The organism is Campylobacter sp. JMF_04 NA10 (genome assembly GCF_027737655.1).
Taxonomy (GTDB): domain Bacteria; phylum Campylobacterota; class Campylobacteria; order Campylobacterales; family Campylobacteraceae; genus Campylobacter_B.
This window is the reverse complement of sequence record NZ_JAOVTZ010000002.1, coordinates 96,073-119,900: the sequence shown is the minus strand read 5'-3', so window position 1 is coordinate 119,900 and position 23,828 is coordinate 96,073. Positions and strand designations below refer to the sequence as shown.

The 23,828-nt window shown below is 40.8% G+C and carries 25 protein-coding genes; 10 read left to right on the top strand and 15 right to left on the bottom strand.

From position 1 onward, the window contains the following. Positions 1 to 32 precede the first annotated feature (32 nt). Positions 33 to 521 (top strand): SixA phosphatase family protein, encoded by a 489-nt coding sequence (locus OFO12_RS03535; protein WP_270869487.1) that lies wholly within the window; start codon positions 33 to 35, stop codon positions 519 to 521. An 86-nt stretch (positions 522 to 607) separates the two neighbouring features. Here OFO12_RS03535 and OFO12_RS03530 read toward each other — a convergent pair whose 3' ends face one another. The 13 genes from OFO12_RS03530 to OFO12_RS03470 all read right to left on the bottom strand — a co-directional run bounded on the left by OFO12_RS03530 (position 608) and on the right by OFO12_RS03470 (position 9,319). Continuing rightward, positions 608 to 1,093, bottom strand: a complete 486-nt coding sequence (locus OFO12_RS03530; protein WP_270867934.1) for a hypothetical protein — start codon at positions 1,091 to 1,093, stop codon at positions 608 to 610. Between the two features lie 96 nt (positions 1,094 to 1,189). After that, complete coding sequence (locus OFO12_RS03525) at positions 1,190 to 1,669, bottom strand: hypothetical protein (protein WP_270869486.1); 480 nt, start codon at positions 1,667 to 1,669, stop codon at positions 1,190 to 1,192. Between the two features lie 179 nt (positions 1,670 to 1,848). Beyond that, positions 1,849 to 2,136: a type II toxin-antitoxin system RelE/ParE family toxin gene (locus tag OFO12_RS03520; protein WP_270869485.1), complete on the bottom strand. Its 288-nt coding sequence runs from the start codon at positions 2,134 to 2,136 to the stop codon at positions 1,849 to 1,851. Next, positions 2,129 to 2,392, bottom strand: a complete 264-nt coding sequence (locus OFO12_RS03515) for a hypothetical protein (RefSeq protein ID WP_270869484.1) — start codon at positions 2,390 to 2,392, stop codon at positions 2,129 to 2,131. The genes OFO12_RS03520 and OFO12_RS03515 overlap by 8 nt, the downstream gene beginning before the upstream one ends. A gap of 47 nt (positions 2,393 to 2,439) precedes the next feature. Beyond that, positions 2,440 to 2,934: a hypothetical protein gene (locus tag OFO12_RS03510; protein WP_270869483.1), complete on the bottom strand. Its 495-nt coding sequence runs from the start codon at positions 2,932 to 2,934 to the stop codon at positions 2,440 to 2,442. Between the two features lie 444 nt (positions 2,935 to 3,378). Beyond that, a complete protein-coding gene (locus OFO12_RS03505; protein ID WP_270869482.1) occupies positions 3,379 to 4,107 on the bottom strand; it encodes an alpha/beta fold hydrolase in 729 nt (242 codons plus the stop codon). Beyond that, positions 4,097 to 4,321, bottom strand: a complete 225-nt coding sequence (locus tag OFO12_RS03500) for a prevent-host-death protein (RefSeq protein ID WP_442867895.1) — start codon at positions 4,319 to 4,321, stop codon at positions 4,097 to 4,099. The genes OFO12_RS03505 and OFO12_RS03500 overlap by 11 nt, the downstream gene beginning before the upstream one ends. 51 nt (positions 4,322 to 4,372) lie before the next feature. After that, positions 4,373 to 5,410, bottom strand: a complete 1,038-nt coding sequence (locus OFO12_RS03495) for a D-alanine--D-alanine ligase (RefSeq protein ID WP_270869481.1) — start codon at positions 5,408 to 5,410, stop codon at positions 4,373 to 4,375. 24 nt (positions 5,411 to 5,434) lie between these two features. Further along, positions 5,435 to 5,989 carry a Holliday junction branch migration protein RuvA gene (ruvA, locus tag OFO12_RS03490; RefSeq protein WP_270869480.1) on the bottom strand — a complete coding sequence of 185 codons (555 nt, stop codon included), beginning with the start codon at positions 5,987 to 5,989 and terminating at the stop codon, positions 5,435 to 5,437. Continuing rightward, positions 5,986 to 6,546, bottom strand: a complete 561-nt coding sequence (locus tag OFO12_RS03485) for a hypothetical protein (protein WP_270858846.1) — start codon at positions 6,544 to 6,546, stop codon at positions 5,986 to 5,988. The genes ruvA and OFO12_RS03485 overlap by 4 nt, the downstream gene beginning before the upstream one ends. Before the next feature lie 2 nt (positions 6,547 to 6,548). Further along, positions 6,549 to 7,454 (bottom strand): MlaD family protein, encoded by a 906-nt coding sequence (locus OFO12_RS03480; RefSeq protein ID WP_270869479.1) that lies wholly within the window; start codon positions 7,452 to 7,454, stop codon positions 6,549 to 6,551. A gap of 9 nt (positions 7,455 to 7,463) precedes the next feature. Continuing rightward, on the bottom strand, positions 7,464 to 8,204 hold the full coding sequence (locus OFO12_RS03475; protein ID WP_270866320.1) for an ABC transporter ATP-binding protein: 741 nt from the start codon (positions 8,202 to 8,204) through the stop codon (positions 7,464 to 7,466). Then, a complete protein-coding gene (locus tag OFO12_RS03470) occupies positions 8,201 to 9,319 on the bottom strand; it encodes an MlaE family ABC transporter permease (RefSeq protein ID WP_270869478.1) in 1,119 nt (372 codons plus the stop codon). The genes OFO12_RS03475 and OFO12_RS03470 overlap by 4 nt, the downstream gene beginning before the upstream one ends. Positions 9,320 to 9,385: 66 nt before the next feature. Here OFO12_RS03470 and murJ point away from each other — a divergent pair, with 66 nt between their 5' ends. From murJ to OFO12_RS03450, 4 genes are all read left to right on the top strand, one after another. Then, positions 9,386 to 10,783, top strand: a complete 1,398-nt coding sequence (gene murJ, locus OFO12_RS03465) for a murein biosynthesis integral membrane protein MurJ (protein WP_442868084.1) — start codon at positions 9,386 to 9,388, stop codon at positions 10,781 to 10,783. Next, positions 10,770 to 12,173 (top strand): cysteine--tRNA ligase, encoded by a 1,404-nt coding sequence (gene cysS, locus OFO12_RS03460; RefSeq protein ID WP_270869477.1) that lies wholly within the window; start codon positions 10,770 to 10,772, stop codon positions 12,171 to 12,173. Before murJ ends, cysS begins: the two co-directional genes overlap by 14 nt. A 19-nt stretch (positions 12,174 to 12,192) precedes the next feature. Then, on the top strand, positions 12,193 to 13,908 hold the full coding sequence (locus OFO12_RS03455; protein ID WP_270869476.1) for an ABC transporter ATP-binding protein: 1,716 nt from the start codon (positions 12,193 to 12,195) through the stop codon (positions 13,906 to 13,908). Positions 13,909 to 14,210: 302 nt separating this feature from the next. Further along, positions 14,211 to 15,362: an MFS transporter gene (locus OFO12_RS03450; protein ID WP_270869475.1), complete on the top strand. Its 1,152-nt coding sequence runs from the start codon at positions 14,211 to 14,213 to the stop codon at positions 15,360 to 15,362. 243 nt (positions 15,363 to 15,605) lie between these two features. Here OFO12_RS03450 and OFO12_RS03445 read toward each other — a convergent pair whose 3' ends face one another. Next, on the bottom strand, positions 15,606 to 16,808 hold the full coding sequence (locus OFO12_RS03445) for an MFS transporter (RefSeq protein WP_270869474.1): 1,203 nt from the start codon (positions 16,806 to 16,808) through the stop codon (positions 15,606 to 15,608). 155 nt (positions 16,809 to 16,963) lie between these two features. Here OFO12_RS03445 and OFO12_RS03440 point away from each other — a divergent pair, with 155 nt between their 5' ends. Genes OFO12_RS03440 through recG form a run of 5 tightly spaced genes read left to right on the top strand, consistent with a single transcriptional unit; the run spans position 16,964 to position 22,456 of the window. Then, positions 16,964 to 17,899 (top strand): SPFH domain-containing protein, encoded by a 936-nt coding sequence (locus OFO12_RS03440; protein ID WP_270866362.1) that lies wholly within the window; start codon positions 16,964 to 16,966, stop codon positions 17,897 to 17,899. Then, positions 17,896 to 18,294, top strand: coding sequence for an NfeD family protein (locus tag OFO12_RS03435; protein ID WP_270869473.1), 399 nt, complete (start codon positions 17,896 to 17,898; stop codon positions 18,292 to 18,294). The genes OFO12_RS03440 and OFO12_RS03435 overlap by 4 nt, the downstream gene beginning before the upstream one ends. Before the next feature lie 18 nt (positions 18,295 to 18,312). Then, the gene (locus OFO12_RS03430; protein ID WP_270869472.1) at positions 18,313 to 19,362 is read left to right on the top strand and encodes a dehypoxanthine futalosine cyclase; all 1,050 of its coding nucleotides are present in this window, start codon (positions 18,313 to 18,315) and stop codon (positions 19,360 to 19,362) included. After that, positions 19,359 to 20,621 (top strand): M16 family metallopeptidase, encoded by a 1,263-nt coding sequence (locus OFO12_RS03425; RefSeq protein ID WP_270869471.1) that lies wholly within the window; start codon positions 19,359 to 19,361, stop codon positions 20,619 to 20,621. Before OFO12_RS03430 ends, OFO12_RS03425 begins: the two co-directional genes overlap by 4 nt. Then, positions 20,618 to 22,456 carry an ATP-dependent DNA helicase RecG gene (recG, locus tag OFO12_RS03420; protein ID WP_270869470.1) on the top strand — a complete coding sequence of 613 codons (1,839 nt, stop codon included), beginning with the start codon at positions 20,618 to 20,620 and terminating at the stop codon, positions 22,454 to 22,456. Before OFO12_RS03425 ends, recG begins: the two co-directional genes overlap by 4 nt. A 475-nt stretch (positions 22,457 to 22,931) precedes the next feature. On the opposite strand, the gene OFO12_RS03415 is transcribed toward recG, so the two are convergent. After that, the gene (locus OFO12_RS03415; RefSeq protein ID WP_270869469.1) at positions 22,932 to 23,747 is read right to left on the bottom strand and encodes a transporter substrate-binding domain-containing protein; all 816 of its coding nucleotides are present in this window, start codon (positions 23,745 to 23,747) and stop codon (positions 22,932 to 22,934) included. Positions 23,748 to 23,828: the final 81 nt, after the last annotated feature.

Here is a 23,828-nt window from a genome sequence, read left to right as displayed (position 1 = left end):
ATTTTGCGTAAAATTATACGAAAAGGAAATTTATGAAACAAATTTATTTTATCAGACACGCCAAAGCCGAGGCTTTCGCACAGACAGATTTCGAGCGCAAACTAAGCCAAAAGGGCGAAGATGACGCAGGCAGGCTAGGGGAGCTTTTGGCAAAAGAGGGGATAGTGCCTGATATCATCATCACTAGCCCTGCCAAACGCGCACTAAAAACCGCCAAAATCATAGCCAAAAATATCGGTGCCAAAGATATTTTAAAAGAAAAAAAAGAGCTTTACGACATTGGCGCGCGAGAGCTAGCAGAGTTTGTGCGCATGCTCAATGAAAAATACAAAGTGGTTTTCATAGTAGGCCACAACCCCACAATCGGCGCAGTGTGCGAGTATTTCAGCAACTCAGTAATCGAAAAATTCCCAACTTGTGCGATTTTCGGACTAGAATTTGAAGCTGAAAATTTCGCTGAGATTATCGAGCATAGCGGGAAAGTTTTGCTTTTTGATTATCCAAATTTGCATTTGCAATAGATTTTGCAAGGGAAATTTCAAAGTATTTGCAAAATTTAAACGCCAAAACAGCGTTTAAATTTATAAATTTTATCTCACAACGCTGATTATTCCGCTGCGCCGAGCGTTCGTTCTCTTTTGTCGATACTTATCTGTCCGGCGTAGAGATTGCGGTATTGCGCGTGTAGGTTGTATCCGTCGAAATCATCGTCCTTATAGACAGCCTTGTAAAGATCGATCGCCTTTTTTATCCTGAAATGTAGGCTGTCGCGCGGATACTTGACATCTTTGCTATACATTTTGTTAAAAATATAATTCAGCAAGATAAACGCCTCTTTTCGCGTTAAATTTTGCTTGTTTTTGAAAAACTCTTTTTCGTCGAAAATCAGAACGAAACCATAGTTAGGATCGGTGTTTGTCTCGGTTTCGTTGTAGTCAAATTTGACATAAATTTTCTCTTTGATTTGCACGAATTTCATTTCGTTGAAATCGAATTGAAAATAGTTCGGAACGCCCCTGAAATTCGAACGCCCACCAAATTGCTTTAAATATAAATTTTTGTTATCGCCGATTATTACAACATCGAAAAGCATATCAAACCTTTATCATATATATAATTCATAATTTTAATAAATTTGGGTAAAAACTCGGTAAATTTGTAAGCCAAATTTCACAATTTTCAATGAAATTTAAACGAAATTTTGCGCCAAATTTTCGCGATAATCGATACTCAAACACCCCACAAACACATTTCGATACTGCGCGTGCATGTTGAATTTATGGTCTTTTTCTTTGGTGAAATTATAAATTTTGTTTAAAAATTCAATCGTTTTTTTTATTTTTGCGTGCAGGCTGTCGCGCGGGTATTTGACATTTTTGTCATAAATTTTATCAAAAAGATAGCTTAGCATATAAAAAATCTCTTTTTTAGAAAGGTGAGTTTTGTTGTTTATAAAAAATTTATTATCCTCGAAAACGAGGTAAAATCCGTAGTCCAAATCAGATTTGCAACCTGTGGATTTGATAGAAAGTTTGTTGTTTAGCTTGACGAAAGACATCGCAGAAAAGTCGAATTTCAGGTAGTGCGGGACGCCGTTTAGGTTCGAGCGACCAAACCGCTTTAAATATAAATTTTTCGTATCGCCAATTAAACTGATATCAAAAAGCATGTCAAACCTTTCTCATCTGATTGGTCTAGGCATTATAGCGCGATAAATTTAATATAAAATTAGAAGCGTGATTGCATTTTAGGTTAGGGCAGATTAATGGGCTAGGGCACAGATACACCCTCATAGCCCAAAATTCGATTATATAGTTTTGATCTTATTTTGCCAAATTTGCCTTTTTTTTAATCTTTTTCTGCCCATAAATTCTCTTTATAAATACCCAAAATTTCGATTTTATCGTTAGTTATGCGAAAAGGAATTACATAGCCTTTATAAATGTCTTTTGTATTTTTATTGCTTGTTAGTTTATTTTGGCGATAACTAAACGGCATAAAGGGGATTTTATCTATTTTGGCGTAAATTTCATTATAAAATTTCTCTGCCCTTTGATATCCATCGTGCTGTGCGATAAACTCTACGATAAACATTAATTCATTTTCAAAGCGTTCTTTATAAGCGATTTTACGCATATTTTTCTTTCAAATTTGCTAAATGTTTATCGGTGCGCTTTTTCATCTCATCGGCACTAATAAATTTTAATTCACCTTTTTCTAGCAGTCGCAAAGTATCTTTTAAATCCGCTTCATCTTTTTCGCTCATAATATGTATTTTGCGTTTTGTGTTTTTTTTAAGTATAAATTTTAAATCGTTATGACTTTTTAAAAATGCGTTTAAAGCGTTAAAAATGCTTTGGTTTCCGTTTTCGATTTGTAAAGCTATTTGCATATTATTTCCTTTCATTGTATATAAAAGTTTTTTATTATCAATAATTATTAAAATTTATAGCAACCTTTTTGACTTTGCTCAGGCATAGATTTTATACGATATTTGTCGTTTTCAATAGAAATAATCATAGGCTTATTTTCTTTAACATTTAATGGAACAAGGTTGCCCTCAGAATTATATACGCCACAATCAATAAAAATCTCTATTGTATTGTCATCGTTCTTTTTACTAACCGAAGGATAAAGAACAAATATATAATCATCTACCTCCTTGCCATTAATCATTGCAACATTAATTTCATTTTTAACAATTCTTTCTTTTAAATCCTCTTGCGTAAGTGGCAATCCTGCCTCAGAAGGCAAGACTTGATTTGAATAAAAATCCAATATATCCATATCGCCTTTTTCAGCCATTTTAATTACTTGTCGCACAAAATTCTCAGCTTTGCTATCATCATTTGCCACATAATCATCAATATCTGCCATAAGCGAACTAGAACCTAACATTGCCATAAGCGCAACACTTAATAATGATTTTTTCATTTTTATCCTTTATGTTTTAAATTTTATTTTTAGTATTGAAAACTGCAATTTTCATTTTTACTTTTATATCCAATCCTACTATTTTAAAGTTCATCTTTTTCAATAATTACTTGTAAAATCATAGTTCGTATCCTCTCGTTTTCACTTTTGCAAATATCATTTCGTAGATAAATTTTAGTAAATTTTAAATTTTCTTTAAATTTCTCTGGATTGCTTCGTCGCCTTGCTCCTCGCAATGACACGAAATTTGCGTTTTGGTGATTTATACTCGTAGATTGCCACGCTCGTTACACTCGCTCGCAATGACAAATCAGGGGAAATTTTCCGCTGTCGTTCGCTCGCAATGACAATGGAAAGCGTAAAATTTCAAATTTAAATCCACTTTGCCATGCGAGCAATGTGCTCGCTCGCGATGACAAACAATGAAAAATAACTAAATTTGGATTATTTAAATTCAGTCGTGATTGTATCTGTGATGAATTTCGCGTGTTTTATGAAAAAAAAGTGATCCCCATCAAGCGGGTAAAATTTGCTATTTTTGATAAGCGAGTGGATTTTCTCTCCGCTACTTAGAGCTGTGGCCGTATCGCTAATACCCCAAAAAATCAGCGTTTTTTCTGGTTTAATCTCGGCAAAAATCGGCTCGAAATCCTCGCGAATCACATTTTTTAGCGTCCCAAACATCTCTTCGCTCATACCAGAAGCGTCTTTGCTGGCAAAAAATCGCCAAAACTTCGCCAACCCGACATATTTTAGGCATTTAAACACCGCGATTTTCGCCCTCACCTTCAAAGGCTTTGGCTCGATTATCCCAGCCGAGCTTAGTAAAATCAGCCTTTTTGGCGCAAGCAGTGTGGCGACCTTGCCACCAAAACTATGTCCCATAATGGCCTCTGGTGCGCCTCCAAGCGCAGCGATAAACTCACGCATAATGCCCGCATAATTCTCGCTTGTAAGCGCAAATTTTGGTTGCGAGCTAGCGCCAAATCCGGGCAAATCCACGAAAACTAGCCTGTAATTTGGGAAAAATTTCGCCTCGAAAACCCTCTGCATAAGCTCTTTTTTCGCGCCCCAGCCGTGCAAAACCAAAATATACGGCTCGACGCTTAAATTTTCGATTTCGTAGCTGATTTTGTATTCGTTGCCACCAAATTTTATGGTTTTACTGGCCATCTTGACCCTTTTTACCATAAATCGCTTTGAGTAGCTCGACTGCCTTTTCTAGGCGCTCGTATTCGCTCATGCTAAGCATTACGGCCTCAAATTTATTATTTTTGACAATCATAGCCTTTTTAATCTCTTGGCTATTTAGTTTTTTTAAAATTGAGCTAAAATTTCTCGCCATTTCCGTCGCTGTGTAAATTTCGTCTTTATTTAACATAAACAATCCTTATGTAAAATTTTACGCAAAATTTAGCGTAAAATTTTTAAATTTAGCTTATTTATTCGCTGAAATTTTTGTTATCAAATCATACGAAATCGGAATTTCCTTAGCCGCTGGAAGCGAAGTAGCTAGCTTGCCCAAAACCTCTGCAAAGTCGCTAAATAGGTAGTTTGCCATACTTCCTGGATTTGGATTTATCTCGTTTAGATACACTTCGTTATTTTGCACGAAAAAGTCGCACCTAATCAACGCCCCCTCAAATCCACCGACATTATAAAGCTTAGCAAACGCATCTTTCATCTTATCCTCGATCGACATACCGATTTGCGCCTCTTCGACCACGCCAGTGCGCGAAAAGTCAAGGTATTTTCTACCAAAATCCAAATATCCCTCTTTTTTCGGCTCTTCGATGAAGGAATACTCGATTTTGCCGTCGATTTTAGCCCCTGCTAGGTTGTATTCTTTGATATTTTCCATATATGGCTCGACGATCGCGCTATCATCTAGCTCATAGACCTTATCCATGCAGTAGTCGAACTCTTTTTCTGATTTTGCTATGCCAATACCGATACTAGAACCCAAATGAGCGGGTTTGATGATGACTGGGAAGTTGAAATTCGGCAAGCTGTTGCGATTGACGATTTCAAACGGCACGGTTTTTACACCTGCGATTTGTGCTAGGTATTTGGTTAAAATTTTGTTGTAGCTTAGCACGCTAGCCTCGATTCTAGGGCCGATATAAGGGATTGAGAAAAACTCAAAAAGGCTTGCGAATTTTCCGTCCTCGCCGTCGCAACCATGGATCAAATTCACATAAACGCTCACTTCAAGCATGCTTTTTTTGCCAAACATACCCCCACTCATATAAAATCCGCCGTTTGAGATATTTAGCTCTTTTGATTTTGTGTATTCGCCGTTTTTGAAATACACTGCGCGCATATTTTTCTCTTCGATTAAGAAAAATCTCCTATCTTTATCACAAAAAACAAACGCCAAATTCTCGCCCTTTAACGCGTCTTTGACCGCGATTGCAGAGATTATACTAATCTCGTGTTCGTAACTTTGACCACCAAAAACTATACCGTATTTCATTATTTCTCCTTGTAAATTTTAAATTTATGCTAGTTTTTTCAATGCTTCTTTGATCAAATCAGCCGTATTTGTGCTGACGCAATCAAGCAAAATTTTACTGATTCTATCGCGTTTGAAGCCTAGACTTTCAAGCGCGCTCATCGCCTCTGATTTATACACTTCGCTCTCGCCAAACTCCATTAGTTTCGCGTCTCCTAGCTCGGCGATTATGCGCCTAGCTGTCTTTGGACCGATCCCTGGCACGCTCGTTAGTAGCGCGCTATCGCCTGTGATAATCGCGCGAGAAAAGTTCTCTGCGCTAAGCGATGAGCACACAGCCATTGCCGTGCTAGCCCCTATTCCGCTTAGTTTGATTAGCATTTCAAACATATTTTTCTCTTTTGGCTCCAAAAATCCATAGAGCAAATTTGCGTCCTCTCTGATAATCTGAGTTATCAAAAACTCCACCTTTTCGCCCCGCTCTACCCTAGCGCCACACCCTAGCGAAATCGCCACAGCATAACTTACGCCACTAGCGCACTTTATCACGCATTTAGTGGGCTCTTTGTGCGTGATGATTCCTTCTAATCCTACTATCATTGAATTGCCTTTAAAATTTCATCAATTGCCAAATTTAACGCCGAATTTGTCGCATTATAAATGCTTTGCGAGCTTGGATCTGGCACGAAAACTCGCTTTGTAATCACGCCAGATTTTATACTTTGCACAGCGTTTAAAAACTCGTATCCGATCGTGATTTTAGCGTGATCGCCATCGACTTGAAGCGTGATAAGCGTGGTTTTTAGGCGCAAATCTCTCTCTTGTGGCACAAAAATCGGATTTAGCGCACAGGTCGAAAACGCCGCGTCGATTAGGGCTTTATAAAGCATTTCGCTTGGCATTGTGATATATTTGGCGTCGCTTGCGTATCTTGTGCGAGATTTCCAATCCACGATTAAAATATCGCGTCTATCGACCAAATTTGTCGCAGTTACACTCTCGATATAGATATTTTTGCGTGAATTTGACTTCGCGGCGCAGTGTTTTTGGTCGTATTTAAGCTCGTAATAAGTATATGGCTTGGCACTCTTTGCCAAACAGCCTCCTAGTAAAGCTCCAGCCAAAACTGCGCTAAATGCGCATAAAATTTTTCTCATTTTCAGTCCTTTTTGGTATCTCTAAAAAAGAATTCATACGGATTTTCTTCTAGCCTAAACATCGCGCCTTGAAATTCTCTTAAAGCCTTGTTAAACTCGGTTAGCGTGGTTTTGGCCTCGTTTAGGGTAGGATCTAGTATGGCTTTGAGATTGTATTCGCCCCGCTCTACGCGCTTTGCCATAATCTGACTTGTTTTTTCGAGTGAATTTGAAAGGCGCGTCGCACTGCTGGCAAAAGCATTAAATTTATCCAAAATTTCGTCTAATTCGTGCTCTCTTTCGTTTAAATTCGTCATTAGGGTGTTGAAATTCGCCATTAATGCGTTTAGTTCGTTAAATTTCTTCTCATCGCTAAGTTCGGCGCTAAATTTGTTAAGCGAAGTTAAAATTTCATCGACTTTTTTCATATTATCTTGCGATAAAAGCGAGTTGATTTTAAATATCATCTGCCCTACACTATCTGTGATAACTTCTGCTTTGGAGCCGATTTTATCGAGCAGGGTTTTATCTAGCTCGATGATTGGCTTTTCTTCATTTTCGCTAAATAGATCGCCACTTCCCTTTGTGATATTTAAAAACGAAATTCCACTAATGCCTTGCGTTTCGACCTTGGCGATACTATCTCGCGAGATAGGGAGTTTGCTTTTAAGCGATACTTCGATTTCGATTATTGCATTTTCGATATCGACAAAATCTATTTTTTTGATGATTCCAGCATTTACGCCGATAAATTTGACATCTGAATTCTCGCGAATTCCAGTCGGAAGCTCCTTAGTATGGATATAATACGATCTGTAAGTCTCCCTAGTATCGGTGCGAGTTAGCATCCACCACACGAAAGCTGTAAGCGCAAACACACACGCCATAACAAATGCGCCCACGATTGTATATGAGGTTCTATTTTCCAAATTTTGCTCCTATTTCGCTCTCATTTTAAATAGCTCTTCAAGCGGGTTGTTTTCTAGCTTTTCGATTTCGCTCAAAGCCCCTTCGAAGATGATTTTTTTATTATCGACTATCAAAAATCTATCAAGTATATCAAAAATACTATCCACATCGTGCGTTACCATTACCACGGTTACGCCAAGATTATCTCTTAGCTCGCACACTAGCCTATCAAGGGCGCGTGAGCTAAGCGGATCGAGCCCTGAGTTTGGCTCGTCTAAAAATAAAATCTCAGGGCTTAACGCCAATGCCCTAGCAAGGGCGACACGCTTTTTCATACCGCCACTTAGCTCGTTTGGATTTAGCATTGCGCTCTCTTTTTTAAGGCCTACCTTTTGTATCCAAAACATAGCAAGCTCGTTAATCTCTTTGTCGCTAAAATTCGAGTATTCGCGCAGTAGGACGCCTACATTTTCTAGCACATTCATCGAGCTATACAGCGCGCCGAATTGAAACATCACACCGCATTTTAGGCGAATTTCATTGCGCCTATCCTCACCCACGCTCCAAATATCCTCGCCAAAAATTTTAATCTCGCCGCTTTTTGGCTGGTTTAGGTAAATCAGCGTTTTCATTAGAGTGGTTTTTCCGCTTCCACTTCCGCCCAAAAAGCCGTAAATTTCAGCCTTTTTCACGCTAAAACTCACATTATCGTGCATTATGCGCGTCCCATACGCTGTGGTTACATTTTTTGCGCTTATTATCTCGCTCACAGCCCAATCTCCGAGAAGAGTATCGCAAAAATCGCGTCTATGGCGATGACCCAAAATATCGCATTTACCACGCTGATTGTGGTGTATTCGCCGATACTTTGGGTATTTCCCTTGACCTCAAATCCTCTCATACAGCCGATTATAGCGATAAATGCGCCAAAAAACGGAGCCTTTATCATACCGGCAAAAAAGTGGCGAATTTCGACATTTGATTTAAATCTATCCAAATAATCCAAAAATCCTATCTCCAAATACGCCTCGCAAACTATCATTTGAGCGAAAATACATATTGAATTTGCGATAAAAATGATAAATGGCATACAAATCACCATAGCCAAAATTCGTGGCATTGAGAGGAAATAAAACGGATCAAAGCCCATTGTTTTCATCGCGTCGATCTCTTCTGTGATTTTCATAACGCCAATTTGCGCCGTAAAACTCGACGCAGAACGCCCAGCAATGACAATCGCAGCGATTAGCGGGGCAATCTCGCGCATGGTTAGAGCGCCCATAATATCTATAATATAAATACTAGCCCCAAACTGCGAGAGCATATCTGCGCCAATGTAAGCTAGCACCACACCGATTAAAAACGCAGTCAAAGCCACGATAAAAAGCGAATCAATGCCGTTGTCTTTGATAAAATTTACGGTCTCTTTGAGGCGAAATTTGCGCGGGTGCAAAAATAGCGAAAATACCTTGCAAAAAAACTCGCCCAAAAATGTGGCTAAATTTACAATCCCAGCCCAGCCTGCGCAAAAATACAGCCCGATTTGAGCCAAAATCCCCATACCATGCACTTTTGGCATAAAATTATGGTCTATGCTCTCATCGCTAATAAATTCAAAAATTTTCTCTATTTTTGGATTTTGGCTCCTAAATTCCACGCTTTTGCCACGCATTAAATTTTTAATGCTATAAGCCATGAAATAATCCAGCTTTTCGACATTTGAAAAATCTGCTACGAAATTGTCTAAATTTGATAGTGTTTTTTTAAGTAAATCAAGCTGTTTTTTTCCGCTTCGATATGTCCAGCTACCCTCAAATTTTAGGGTTTTGATGAAGTTTTGCGTATCGAGCGAAAATGGCAAATTTTGCAAAATATCCTCTTTCAAAATCAAAAAATAGGCGAAATTATATTATAATCTATCTTTTTATTTTATAAAATTTAACGAGGAATTATGTTTAGAGGGTTTTTTACAAACAGCGTCGGAACGCTAGCTTCTCGCATTTTGGGCTTTGTGCGTGATTTGCTGACGGCTTCTATTTTGGGCGCTGGTGTGTATAGTGATATATTTTTTGTGGCGTTTAAACTGCCAAATTTATTTAGACGACTTTTTGGCGAGGGTGCCTTTACACAGGCGTTTTTGCCAAATTTTACCGCTTCGAAAAAAAAGGGGATTTTCGCAGCTTCCGTGCTGATTAGATTTTTTCTTTTTATTTTGTTTTTAACTGCGGTTGTGTGGGTGTTCGCGCCGTTTTTTACTAAAATTTTAGCTTATGGTTTTTCGGACGAGCAAATCACGCTAGCAACGCCATTTGTGCGCATAAATTTTATATATCTAGCTTTTATTTTTATCGTTACGCTTTTTGCCTCTATGCTTCAATACCGCGATCATTTCGCCACTACGGCGTTTTCGACCGCTTTATTAAATTTAGCTATGATTGCTGCTTTGCTTTTGGCTCGTGGCAAAGATGAGCGAAGTATCGTTTTGTATCTATCTTGTGGCGTCGTAGCGGGCGGGTTTTTGCAGTTTTTAGTGCATGTGTATGCGCTGAAATTTACCGGAATGCTTAGAGTGCTTCTTGGTGGATTTGCTAGGCTAAAAAACGGCGTAAAAGCGCAAACTAAGGGCTTTTATAACAACTTTTTTGCCGGAGTTGTAGGGGCTAGCGCTTTGCAACTTAGCTCATTTATAGATACATTTTTTGCTAGCTTTTTAGCCAGCGGAAGTATCAGCTATCTATACTACGCAAACCGCATTTTTCAGCTTCCGCTCGCACTTTTTGCAATCGCGCTTAGCACGGCGATTTTCCCGCGACTAACCAAACAAATCAAAACAAACAACCAAAAAGAGGCGTTAAATTTAATCGAGCGCGGATTTTACATGCTTTTGACGCTTTTGGCACTCTCCACAATCGGCGGAATCATGCTCTCGCACGAGATCACCAAAATTTTATTTGAGCGCGGAAATTTTACCGCCACTAACACGACCCAATGCGCGGCTGTTTTGGCAGCGTATATGGTGGGACTGCTGCCCTTTGGGCTATCGCGCATTTTTTCACACTGGCTGTATGCGCACATGAAACAAAAGCTAAGTGCCAAAATTTCGCTTTGGTGCGTCTTTATAAATGTAGTTTTGTGCGCACTATTCTTTAAACCATTTGGGGCTGTGGGTTTGGCGCTTGCTAGCTCGATTACGGGGGGATTTTTGTTTGTTTTCAATATCTATTTTTTTGGATTTAATAACTTTTTGGCTATAATCAAGGCTAAAAAAATCCTTCTAATTCTAGGGCTTTGCGCGCTTGAAATAGGAATTTTATATGTTTTAAAAGGTTTATATTATGGTAATTTATGATACTGCAAGTAAAAAAAAGGTCGAATTTATCCCGCTTAACGAAGATGAGATTAAAATTTATGTCTGCGGGCCGACTGTGTATGATGACGCGCATTTGGGGCACGCTAAAAGCGCGATTAGCTTTGATTTGCTTAGGCGCGCGCTAGAAGCGCAGGGCAAAAATGTGAAATTTGCTAGAAATTTCACCGATATCGACGATAAAATTTTAAAGAAAATGAGCGAGAGCGGAAAAACTCTAAGCGAGATTACAGAATTTTACACCAAGCGATATTTGGACGATATGGGCGCGTTAAATGTCCGTGACGCCGACATTTCGCCCAAAGCGACCGAAAATATTAATGAAATTTGCGCCCTTGTTTCAAATTTGCTAAATTTGGGCTATGCGTATGAAATTTCAGGCGATGGGATATACTTTGATACCACCAAAGATAGCGATTATTTAAGCCTTAGTGGCAAAAAAGCAGAGGATCAAAACAGCGAGTTTGCGCGCGTGGTTTCAAACGAGCAGAAAAAAAATGAAAAAGATTTCGCGCTGTGGAAATTCGACGAGGCGTGGTTTGAGGCACCATTTGGGCGTGGCAGACCAGGCTGGCATAGCGAGTGTGTGGCGATGATTTTAGCCCATTTAGATAGCCGTGACGCCGAATTTTGCATTGATATCCACGCTGGCGGGGCTGATTTGCTCTTCCCGCACCACGAAAACGAGGCCGCGCAGTGCAGATGTAGCGAGCATAGAGCTTTGGCTAAATACTGGATGCACAATGGCTTCGTGCAGGTAAATAACGAAAAAATGAGCAAAAGTCTAGGCAATAGCTTTTTTGTCAAAGACGCCCTAGCCCTCGTGCCTGGCGAGGCTTTAAGGTTTTATTTGATGAGTTCGCATTATAGGGCAAATTTCAACTACACAATCGATGATTTGCTCGCCTCTAAAAAACGCCTTGATAAATTTTACCGCCTTAAAAAAAGGGTGAATATGGCACAAAATTTGCCTTGCGAGCAAGCCAAATTTAGGGGTAAAATTTTAGAGTTTTTAAATGATGATTTAAACACATCTGGCGCGCTTGCCTGTGTCGATGAAATGGTGTCTTGCGCAAATGAAGCACTCGATAAAAACCCAAAAGATAAGGCTCTAAAAGCGCAAATTTTAGCAAATTTAGAATTTGTAAAAAATACCCTTGGCGTGCTTTATATGGACGAGGTTAGCTATTTTCAATTTGGCGTAAGCGATGATGAAAGAGCGCAAATTTTGCGTCTAATCGAGCAAAGAAGCGAAGCTAAAAAGCAGAAAAATTTCGCACTAGCCGATGAAATTCGCGCCAAACTTACAGCGATGAAAATCGAGATTATGGATACGCCAAATGGCACGATTTGGGAAAAAAGCGCGCAATAAGTAAATTTAAGGAATAGTTTTGAACGATTTTAAGACCATTTTGACAAGATTTAAACCATTTTTGATTGATTATAAAATCCAGTTTGCGTTAGCGTTTTTGGGTATGATTATGACCTCGCTTGCGACATCTGCGAGCGCGTATTTGGTAAAACCGGTGCTTGATTATATCTTTGTCGAGAAAAACACCCTCTATCTCTACCCGCTTGCATTTGCGATTATAGCGGTGTTTGCGATGAAAAGTGCCGGCACATTTATCCAGACATACTACACTTCATTTATCGGGCAAGATACCGTGCGCAGACTGCGTGATTTGCTCGTATCAAAGCTAATTAGACTAGATTTGAAATTTTTCAACACACACAGCACAGGCGAGCTGATTTCTAGGACGATGAACGATATCGAGCGAATCCGCACGGTGGTTTCAAACATGATACCTGATTTTGTGACACAAATCATCACCATTTTTGGGCTTCTTGGCGTGGTGATTTACAATAGCCCTAAGCTTTCGTTTTTTGCGCTCGTGGTCTTTCCGGCTGCGATTTATCCGCTATCGCGCCTAGCCAAACGCATGAAAAAGGTCTCGCGCCAATCGCTAGAAAAAACCTCTGATATCACATCGGCTCTAAATCAAATTTTTACAAATATCGAAATCGTAAAGGCCAGTAACGCCCAAAATTTCGAAGTAAAACACTTCGAGGAAGAAAACTCAAAATTTTTCAAGCTAAATTTAAAGGCAATAATTACAAACTCGCTCGTAAGCCCCGTAATGGAAATGCTTGGCGCACTTGGCGTGGCTGTGGTCATCATCGTAGGTGGCAAAGAGGTCATCGAGGGCAAAATGAGCATAGGAAGCTTTTTTAGCTTTTTAACCGCGCTTTTTATGGTCTATACGCCGATAAAAAAGGTCTCATCACTGCATAATAAAATGCAAGACGCCACGGCTGCTACTGAGCGGACTTTCGAGTTAATTGATTTAGAGCCAGCCATAATCGGCGGAAACCTAAAAATGGGCGATATATCCACACTGGCTTTTGAAAATGTCTCGCTTAGCTATGATGAAAAAATCGCGCTAAAAGATATAAATTTTAGCGTCAAAAAGGGGCAAATTTTAGCCCTTGTGGGAAACAGCGGCGGTGGCAAAAGCTCGGTGGTAAATCTCATAATGCGCTACTACGACGCCAAAAGCGGAAATATACTTTTTGACGGCAACGAGATTAGCGAATTTGACATCGCAAGCCTGAGGGATAATATCGGCTTTGTGAGCCAACGAATTTATATTTTTAACGATACAATCGCTGCAAATGTCAGCTACGGCGCGGAATTTGACGAAGAGCGCGTCATAAACGCGCTGCGCCTTGCCAATGCTTATGAATTTGTCGCCAAGATGGAAGACGGCATAAACACGCTTTTAAGCGAGTTTGGCGCGAATCTCTCAGGCGGACAGCGCCAGCGTATAGCGATTGCGCGCGCGCTGTATAAAAACCCGCAAATTCTCATTTTCGACGAAGCCACGAGTGCGCTAGATAACGCCAGCGAAAAGGAAATCTCATCTGTCATAGAAAAGATAAAGGCTGATAAAATCGTAATTGTCATCGCTCACCGCTTATCCACTATCAAAAACGCCAGCCAAATCGCTGTGGTCAAAAACGGCGAGATTATCGCAATGGGCGATGATGAAACACTAAGCGCGAATTGCGATGAATACAGGATTTTAAAAGGTCTAGCGAAGGATTAAATTTTGCGCTCAATTTGTCATTGCGAGCTTTCGCAGAAAGCGAAACAATCTACGACTTTAAAATTTAAGGTCAGTATTTTTGCAAATTTATCGTTTATAAATTTCAAACTCGTAGATTGCTTCGAATTTGCTATGCAAATTCTCGCAATGACAGATTATGCAAATTTTTCCTCAAATTTGTCATTGCAAAAATTTTGTGCTCGCTTGCTACGCTAAAACAAGTGCAAATTTTGCAAATTTAACCTTGAATTTTTCAAATTTCGAGTAAAATACTAGATTGAATTTCAATTTTTAGGATATTTATGTTTAAAAGCCTGCGTGCGGCAAGGACGCTAAGTGCGCTATTTCTAGCGATTTTTTTTATGTTTATCGGGGACGCGCTAGCCCTATCATCAGCCGGCGTCATACTCAAAATGCGAGGCCAAAGCGACCTAATCATCGGCATTATCTCATCGTTTTTCTTCTTAGGCGCCATTTCTAGCGTGTTTTTCACGCCCACGATCATCGGCCGCTTCGCCCATGTGCGCTCGTATTATATTTTTAGCGTGGTTTTCGCGCTGTGCGCCCTAGCCCACGATATCAACGCAAATTTGGCGTTTTGGGCGATACTTCGCTTCGGGCTTGGGTTTTGCTACTACGCACTTTTGATGATAATCGAAAGCTGGATCAACTCCAAAATCACAAACTCTATCCGCTCACGCGTCCTAGCCGTGTATGAGATCGTATTTTACGGCGCATTTACCGTGGGTGTGGGGATAATCGCGCTAAATTTAAGCGCAAATTTAATCTTTTTTCTAAGCGGATTTTTCATACTTTTTGGGCTAGTGCCTTTGAAATTTATGCGTTTCAACCCGCCCGCAAAAGCGCAAAAAACCACAATCTGTATGCCAAAAATCTCGGTTCTACCGCCACTTGCGCTTGCGACGGCAGTTTGCGGCGGGATTTTGATAAACGGATTTTTTTCAATGGCGAGCGTGTATGTACTAAGCAGTGGAAATGTCAGCCAAGTGGGCTGGTTCATGGGGCTAGCCATGGTCGGAGGCTTCATTTCGCAGATTTTTGCCAGCCCCGTGTCTGATTTTTTCGGCAGGCGCAAAGCGATAATGCTAGTGTGCGCAATCGGCGCGTGCTCGGCGCTGGGGCTGTTTGCCACCGGGAATTTCGAGGTCAAATGTGCCCTAGCCTTTTTGCTAGGATTTGGCGTTTTTCCACTATACTCGCTCGCAATCGCGCGCGCGAACGATTCCTTTACAAACAGCTCCTCAATCTCGCGCGTGCAAATCTCGGCCTCGCTTTTGTTTTCGTATTCGCTCTCATCGTTTTTCTCGCCCATAATCATAGGCGGGGCGATGAGAGTTTTCGGTGCAGAGGGGTTTAGCGCAGTGTTTTTCGTAGCAATGGTGTTTTTGTTCGTTTTCGCATACTTCCGCCCCGAAATCGCCCCTAAAATTTAAAATTTGTTAGATTTGTCATTGTGAGAATTTTGCATAGCAAAATTCGTGGCAATCTACGACTTCAAAATTTAAGGTCAGTATTTTTGCAAAATTTAAGTAGAATTTTGAATTTAAATTTTTCTGGATTGCTTCGCTCGTTACACTCGCTCGCAATGACAGTGAATTTAGCGTTTGGTTATTTTATACTCGTAGATTGCTTCGCTATGCTCGCAATGACAAATTAGGCAAAATTTACGCTAAACCTCACTCCTTGCTTAGATACCTATCATACACGATAAATTTATAATACACCGCAGCGATTATAAACATAAATCCCATTAGAAATGTTATCTGCCACAGCGCAAGCCCTAGCGAATACAGCGCACCGATAGCCGCTGAGGTCAGAGTTGCGACGATGAAATACGCCATATCGTTATACGCAATCACCCGCCCGAAAAACTCCCTATCGACATGGCTTTGGAGTTGCGTGAAAGAATACGACCACACCGTCGTGATAAAAAATCCAGCCATCACGATACCGATAAACGAAAGCCAGTAATTAAACTCCAACGCCGCCCAGAGCATGATTCCACCGCCCTGCCCTAGCAAAATCCAAAAATACCGCTTCAAATTTACAATTCGCGTCAGCCACATCTGCCCAAAAAACGCCGCGGCTGAGCGCGCCATATTCATCAGCCCAATCACCAGCGACGCGCTTAGGATTTCTTTATACTCAAATTTCGCTAGTAGCGCGATGAGATTATCATAAGTCGTAACCGCCACAAAGGCGTGAATTACGATTAAATGCACCACCAAAGGGCGCGAGCGTATGTAAGTAAAGCCCTCTTTTAGCATTTTTATCGCACCTTGCGTGCTACTTCCTGCAATATCTTTAAAATTTAGGCGAATTAGGATAAAAAACGAAAAAACATACAAACAAAAATCCAAAATAAACGCCGCCCTAACCCCAAAATAGTGTATAAACACCCCAGCTAGCGCCATACCAAGGGTATAAGTAATCGTCCAACTAATGCTAGTTAGCTCGTTTGCTAGCTTTAAATACGGCTTTGGTAGAAATTTCGGCAAGGTCGAAGACTCGGTTTGATAAAAGAGCGTCCCAGCCACGCTTCGCACCACGACAATGCCCAAAAGCAGCCACAAATACGCCAAATCATTGATAAAAATCAGCATGAAAATCGTTGCAATCTCTATGGCGAACATGCTCACCATTAGGGGCTTTGGGCGAAATTTATCCACGATAATGCCATTAATCGGGGCTAAAAATATATTTGGTATAAACGACACCACGCCCACAGCGGTGATCGCCCACACAGGCGCGCCCAGCTCGATTAGTAGCGTAGCGATACCTACTATCGAAAACCACACGCCAAACATGCAGATAAATCCCGCGCTAAATAGCAAGCGATAGTTGCGAAAATTGCGAAGTAAAATATAATATCTAACCATTTTTGCCTTTCAAAAAACTTTGCATTTTAGCCAAATTTGGCTTAATTATGTGTTTTGGATTTGTTAAATAAAACTACCAAAAATCTTAAATTTAGTATTAAACATTAACTTGCTATAATCGCCAGGTTTAAATTTTAGAAATTTTAGGAGAAAAAATGGAAGGTTTCGCAGCTACCGTTGTGGTGATTTGTGCGCTAATCGCGCTGGTTTTGAAGCTTGGTGTCAAAATCGTATCGCAATCTGAGATTATGATTATCGAGCGACTTGGTAAATTTCACAAGGTTTTAGACGGCGGATTTCATGTAATTGTGCCGTTTTTTGACAGCGTGCGCGCTAAAATGAGCGTTCGCGAACAGCTAGTAGATATCACAAAACAGCAAGTCATCACCAAAGACAATGTCAATATCATGGTCGATGGAATCGTATTTTTAAAAATCGTAAATGGCAAAATGGCGCTTTATAATGTCGAGGATTATCGCAAAGCAATATCAAATTTGGCTATGACTACACTTCGTTCAGCAATCGGCGAAATGAGCCTAGATCAAACACTTTCTAGCAGAGATCAGTTAAATTCAAAACTTCAAATCGCTCTTGGGGACGCAGCCGATAACTGGGGCGTAAAAATCATGCGTGTTGAAATTTCAGAAATTTCAGTCCCAAAAGGCATAGAAGATGCGATGAATATGCAAATGAAAGCTGAGCGCGAAAAACGGGCAATCGAGCTAAAAGCCGAAGCTGAAAAAGCTGCTCTAATTCGCACAGCCGAAGCACAAAAACAAGAAAAAGTGCTAGAAGCTGAGGCTATCGAGCGCATGGCAGACGCGAAAAAATACGAGCAAATCGCCCTAGCTGTGGGTCAAAAACACGCTATGGATAATATCAATATGGCTATGGCGGCGTCGAAATTCGCCGCTGAATACCTGCTCGCGCAAAGTCGCGTAAATGCCTTCAACGAGCTAGCAAAAAGCGCAAGCAAGGACAAGGTCATCATACCGTATGAAACCAGCGAAATCATCGGCTCGCTCTCTGTGCTAAGCGAATTTTTAGGCAAGGCTGGGGATAAAAATTTAATCACGGAAAACAATCAATGAGCCCACTTATTTTTATCATAATTGGCGTTATTTTGGTGATTATCGAGCTTTTGGTGCTTGATTTCACCTTTGTGTTTTTTGGCGTAGGATTTTTGATCGTGGGGCTATTTAGCTTCGCGCTTCCGCTATCATGGGAGGTGCAAATCCTAGCCTCTTTCGTGCTATCTTTCGCACTTTTGCTCGCCCTAAAAAAGCCACTAAAATCAAAATTTTTCAAGCCAACCGAAGAGATTAAAGACAATTTCTTAGACGAGAGTGGCGAGGGCTATGTCAAAGAGGGCATGGTCTATTTCAAGGGCACACTATGGCAAAGCGATGAGGTAAAAAACATGGCAGAAGGCACGAAAGTGCGCGTGCGTGGCGTCAAAGACGGACAAATCATACTAGAAAAATAAATCAAAAAAAGGTTAAATTTGAGTAGAATTACTAAATCACAGGCATTAAATTTGATAAAAAACGCCCCTCTTCACGAGCTTGGGGCTATGGCGTATGAAAAAAAATTAGAGCTTCACCCAGAAAAAATCACGACTTTTGTAGTCGATCGCAACATAAACTACACAAATATCTGCTTTGTGGATTGCAAATTTTGCGCGTTTTGTCGTAAAATCAATGAAAAAGACGCTTATATTTTAAGCTTTGATGAAATCGACGCGAAAATCGATGAACTAATCGCAATCGGCGGGACACAAATTCTCTTTCAAGGCGGCGTTCATCCGAAACTAAAAATCGATTGGTATGAAGATCTAGTAGAACACATAGCGCAAAAATACCCGCAAATCACGATTCACGGCTTTTCTGCAATCGAAATTGATTATATCGCTAAGATTTCAAATTTAACGCACAAAGAGGTTTTATCTAGGCTTCAAGCAAAGGGACTTTACTCAATTCCGGGAGCCGGAGCTGAGATTTTAAGCGATAGAGTAAGAGATATAATCTCGCCCAAAAAAATCGGAGCTGATACTTGGCTAAATGTCCATAAATCAGCTCACGAAATCGGTATGAAAACCACAGCAACGATGATGTTTGGCACGGTCGAAACAGACGAAGAGATTATCGAACACTGGGAAAAACTGCGAAATTTACAAGATATTACGGGCGGATTTAGAGCTTTTATCTCGTGGAGTTTTCAATCAGCAAACACAAAACTCATCGCCGAGCACCCAGAAATCAAAAAAACAAGCTCAAATCGCTATTTAAGGCTATTAGCTGTGGCAAGGCTGTTTTTGGATAATTTTAAAAATATCCAAAGCTCGTGGGTTACGCAAGGCAGCTACATAGGGCAACTCGCACTTAAATTTGGCGCAAATGATTTAGGCTCAACCATGATGGAAGAAAATGTCGTAAAAGCCGCCGGTGCGTCCTTTCGCATGAGCCAAAAAGAAATGATAGAACTCATCAAAGACATCGGCGAAATCCCAGCCAAACGCAACACAAACTATGATATTTTGGAGATTTATAAATGATAAAAAGCGAAATTTTAGCAAAAAATACCAAAGTAGATTTTCTCACTCAAATCGAAAATTCCCTGCCGGTGGCGAGTTTCAAGCTCGTTTTCAAAACCAGTGGCGCAGTGAGCGAAAAGATAAATGGCCTAGCCAAACTCACCGCAAAAATGCTAAATGAGGGCACAAAGAGCCTAGGGGTGAATAAATTTTACGAAAAACTCGATATCTATGCGATAAATTTCGATATCGACGCAGGGTTTGAGACCTTCGTAATCGAGGTAAATTCGCTCAAAGAACACTTCGAATTTGCCCTAGAAATGCTGGATAACTTGCTAAAAGAGCCAAATTTCACAGATGAAATTTTAGATAAAATCAAAACCCAAATTTTAGGCGAAATTGATATGTTAAAGAGCGAATTTGACTATATCGCAAACCAAGGCTTGCAAAACTGCCTTTATTCGGGCACCAAACTAGCCTCCCCACTAATCGGCGACGAGGATAGTATCACGCAAATCAGCCTTGAAAATGTCAAGGAATTTTTCGCCTCGCTTGATCTTGCAAACGCCTATGTCCTCATAGTGGGCGACGCGCAGGGCGCAAGCGATGAGGCTAGCCTTGTGCGCAAAAATATAACCAAAATTTTAGAGAATTTCGCCGCCACAAATGCGCGCGAACTACCCGTTTTTGCGACAAATTCTACCCCCAAATCCCAAATCATCGCCCAAAAAAGCGAGCAAGCCTATATCTATTTTGGTGCGTCATTTTACGCCGAGATCGCAGCAAAATATATCGCTAATGTGGCACTTTTTATCCTTGGTTCGAGCGGATTTGGCTCACGCCTCATGGAAAACATCCGCGTCAAACACGGACTTGCATACTCCGTGTATGCCAGAGCGAATTTCGACCTGTCTAAGCGCGATTTTTGGGGATTTTTGCAGACCAAAAACGAAAATTTAGCCAAAGCCTACGAGCTAATCAAATCCGAAATCGCAAATTTCGTCCAAAACGGCGTTACGCAAAGCGAGCTAGAAAGTGCGAAAAAATTTATCCTAGGAAGCGCGGTTTTGCAAAAAGAGACTATGTTTAAGCGCGCAAATATCAGTGCCAACGAATACTATCAAGGCTTCGAATTTGGCGAGTTTGAGCGAAATTTAGAGCGCACAAAAAACCTAGATTTGCGCACGCTAAATGAATTTATCGCCTCGCACGCTGAAATTTTAAATTTAAGCTTTTGCGTGGTTTGCTCAGAAGTCGCAAAGTCAAATTTTAAATTATGAAATTTAGCCCCAAAGACAGCGAAACACTCGCTAAAATCGGCGTTTTTTCACTGCTTGATTTAGCCTTGGCACTTCCAAAAAGCTATGATGATTTAAGCGTCAAAGATGAGCCAAACACAGGCGAAAACACGGTTTTGATCGAGTGTAATTCCGCAAGCCGTCGCGCCAATGGCATGCTAATCATCAGCGCATTTTGCCTAAGCTGGGAGTGCGAGATCAAAATCGTCATCTTCAACGCCAAAAGCTGGCATCACAGCGTCTTTAAAATCGGCAAGCAGATGTTTATCCACGGCAAAAGCGACAACGCTTACGGCGCGTGGCAGTTCGTAAATCCCAAAATCGTCACCAAAGTAGGCGAAATTATCCCCAAATACAAAAACGCCCTCACGGACGCCGCGACGCAAAAGCTTATTTCAAGCTACATTTCCAAGCAGGCCTTGCTTGATGAGGGGCTTGGCGAAAATGAGGCTGAATTTTTAATGCAAATTCACCAAAACGACCAAAACAGCGTGCGTTTAGTGCAAAATTTAGAAGAAAACGAAAATGGGCTTGAAATTTTAAAATTCGTTGAAATTTATAATTATTTAAGAAAACTAAAAGCCAAAAAAATGGATTTTAAAGCGCAAATTTACCCTTTAAACGACATTTCCTCGTGGCTTAGCACCCTGCCTTTCGCTCCCACAAACGACCAAATAAAGGCACTTGATGATATCAGAGCCGACCTATCTAGCCCACTTGCAAGGCGCAGAGTGGTAATGGGCGATGTGGGTTCAGGCAAAACGCTAATAATCCTTGGCGCAGCCTTGCTAAACTACCCACGCACCAGCTATTTAATGGTGCCAACCTCGATTTTAGCCGATCAAATTTACGCAGAAGCGGTGCGACTTTTGCCAGAGTTTATGAATATTTTGGAGGTCAAAGGTGGCGAGAAATCGCTAAATTTAGAGGGCGCGCACCTAGTCATCGGCACACACGCCCTACTCTATCATGATTTGACGCCCTCAAATCTCATCATGGTCGATGAACAGCACCGCTTCGGCTCAAATCAGCGCGAAAAAATCAACGCCCTCACCAAATGTGGCGAGTATCGCGCGCACTTCGTGCAATTTAGCGCCACGCCGATTCCGCGCACACTCTCGCTAATCCAATCCGAGCTTGTAAATTTTAGCTTTTTAAAGCAAATGCCTTACGAAAAGCATATCCGCACTCTAATCTTGCAAAACGCCGGATTTGAGGGCTTTATGAGCCATTTAAAGCGCGAAATCGACAAAGGAAATCAAGCAATCATCGTCTATCCACTCGTCGAACAATCCGAAAAGCTGATTTACCAAAGCGTCGAGGAAGCCGCGCCGTTTTGGCAGGCGAAATTTTCTGGCGTGTATGTCACACACGGGCGCGACAAGGAAAAAGAGGAAATCTTGCTGAAATTTCGCGACAATGGCTCACTGCTAATCACCACGACCGTCGTAGAAGTGGGCATTTCGCTACCAAGACTTAGCATAATTTTAATCGTCGGAGCCGAGCGCATGGGACTAGCCTCGCTTCACCAATTGCGCGGTCGCGTGGGGCGAAACGGCGGCGAGGGCTGGTGCTATCTCTACACGAAATTAAAGCAAGCGCCAGAGAGGCTACGAGAATTCGCGCAAACGCTAGATGGATTTAAGGTCGCAGGAATTGATCTCAAAAACCGCCAAGGCGGGGATTTGCTCGATGGCTCGGTTCAGCACGGAGCGACATTTTCGTGGTATGATTACGAAGAAGATATAACCGAACGCGCCAAAAGCAGAGCGCAAAATTTCGCCGACACGCAAACAAGTAGCGAGATTAAATTTTAAAATAGCCAATTTGCCCGCTATTGTCATTGTGAGCTAGTGGAGTAAATTCGTTCTGATTTGTCATTGCGAGCGAAGCGAAGCAATCCAGGGAAATTCAGATAAATTTTGATTAATTCAAATTCTCTCTAAATTTTACTGGATTGCTTCGACCACTTCGTGCTCTCGCAATGACAGATTATGCAAAATTTGCCCGCTATTGTCATTGCGAGATTTCGCAGAAAGCGAAGCAATCTACGAGTTTAAAATTCCTTGCGGTAAATTTGCAAAAATGCTGACCTTAAATTTTTCACTCGTAGATTGCCACGAATTTTGCTACGCAAAATTCTCACAATGACAAATTAGAGATTAAAGAATTTTACTGAATTGCCTCAAAAACTTAGTTTTCTCGCAACGACAGATTAGACAAATAAAATTTTCAGCCATAAAAAAAGGCGCCTTAAAAAAGGCGCCCAAGTATAGTATCAAAAAGCACTAATTATAGTAATGCTTCATAAATATCATCTAGAACGAACATTTTCTCTTCTAGCTCACCACGATAGAATAGCTCGAAAGTTTGCTCATACATATCAGCAAAGAAGCCTTCTTGTGATAGAGATAGGATTTTGCTATCTACGATTTCCATTAGATCACGGTTGCCTTTTTGAGTGCCTACGCAGTTAAAAGCAATAGCTCCTACGCGTTTAATAGCAAGCTCAAATCTATCATCAACAAATGGGATAGTAGCGATTGTAGTGATTTTTCTAGCATAGGCATCAGCATCGCCAGCTCTTAGTTTTTCCAAACACTCTTTTGAAGTAGTGCAAGGGACTTGTTGAATTTGTGGCTCTTTATTAAGAGAAGTTTCGCTTGATGTGCCTGGGACAACTAAAACTCTTCTACCTCTTAAATCGCTTAGTCTTTGGACACCTAACTCTTTTTTAGCTACAACAGCATCCATTGTTGAAAGATAAGGCATAGAAAAGTCCATTGATTTCTCGCGCTCAGGTGTTCTTGAATAATTGTGGATTAGCAAATCAACTCTGTTTTGAGTTACAGCATCCATACGCTCAGCATCTTTAACAGCGACGAATTCTACCTTACCGCCGTCTCCTAAAATGGCTTTTGCTAGTTCTTTTGCCAACTCAATTTCAAAACCTTGAAATTTGCCACTTTTTGAAACAGAACTCATTGGAGCATTGTGCTCACCTACACCAATTCTTAGCGTATTGCTCGCTTTGATTTGTTCTAGTGTGTTAGCACCAGAAAAAGTCACTGCGCCTGCTAATGCCAAAAGACCTAAAAACTTTTTCATTTTAACTCCTTAAAAATAAAACCGAAAAATACCTAAAAAAAGTAAATAGAAAGATAACACGCGCCCATTTACCATAAATTT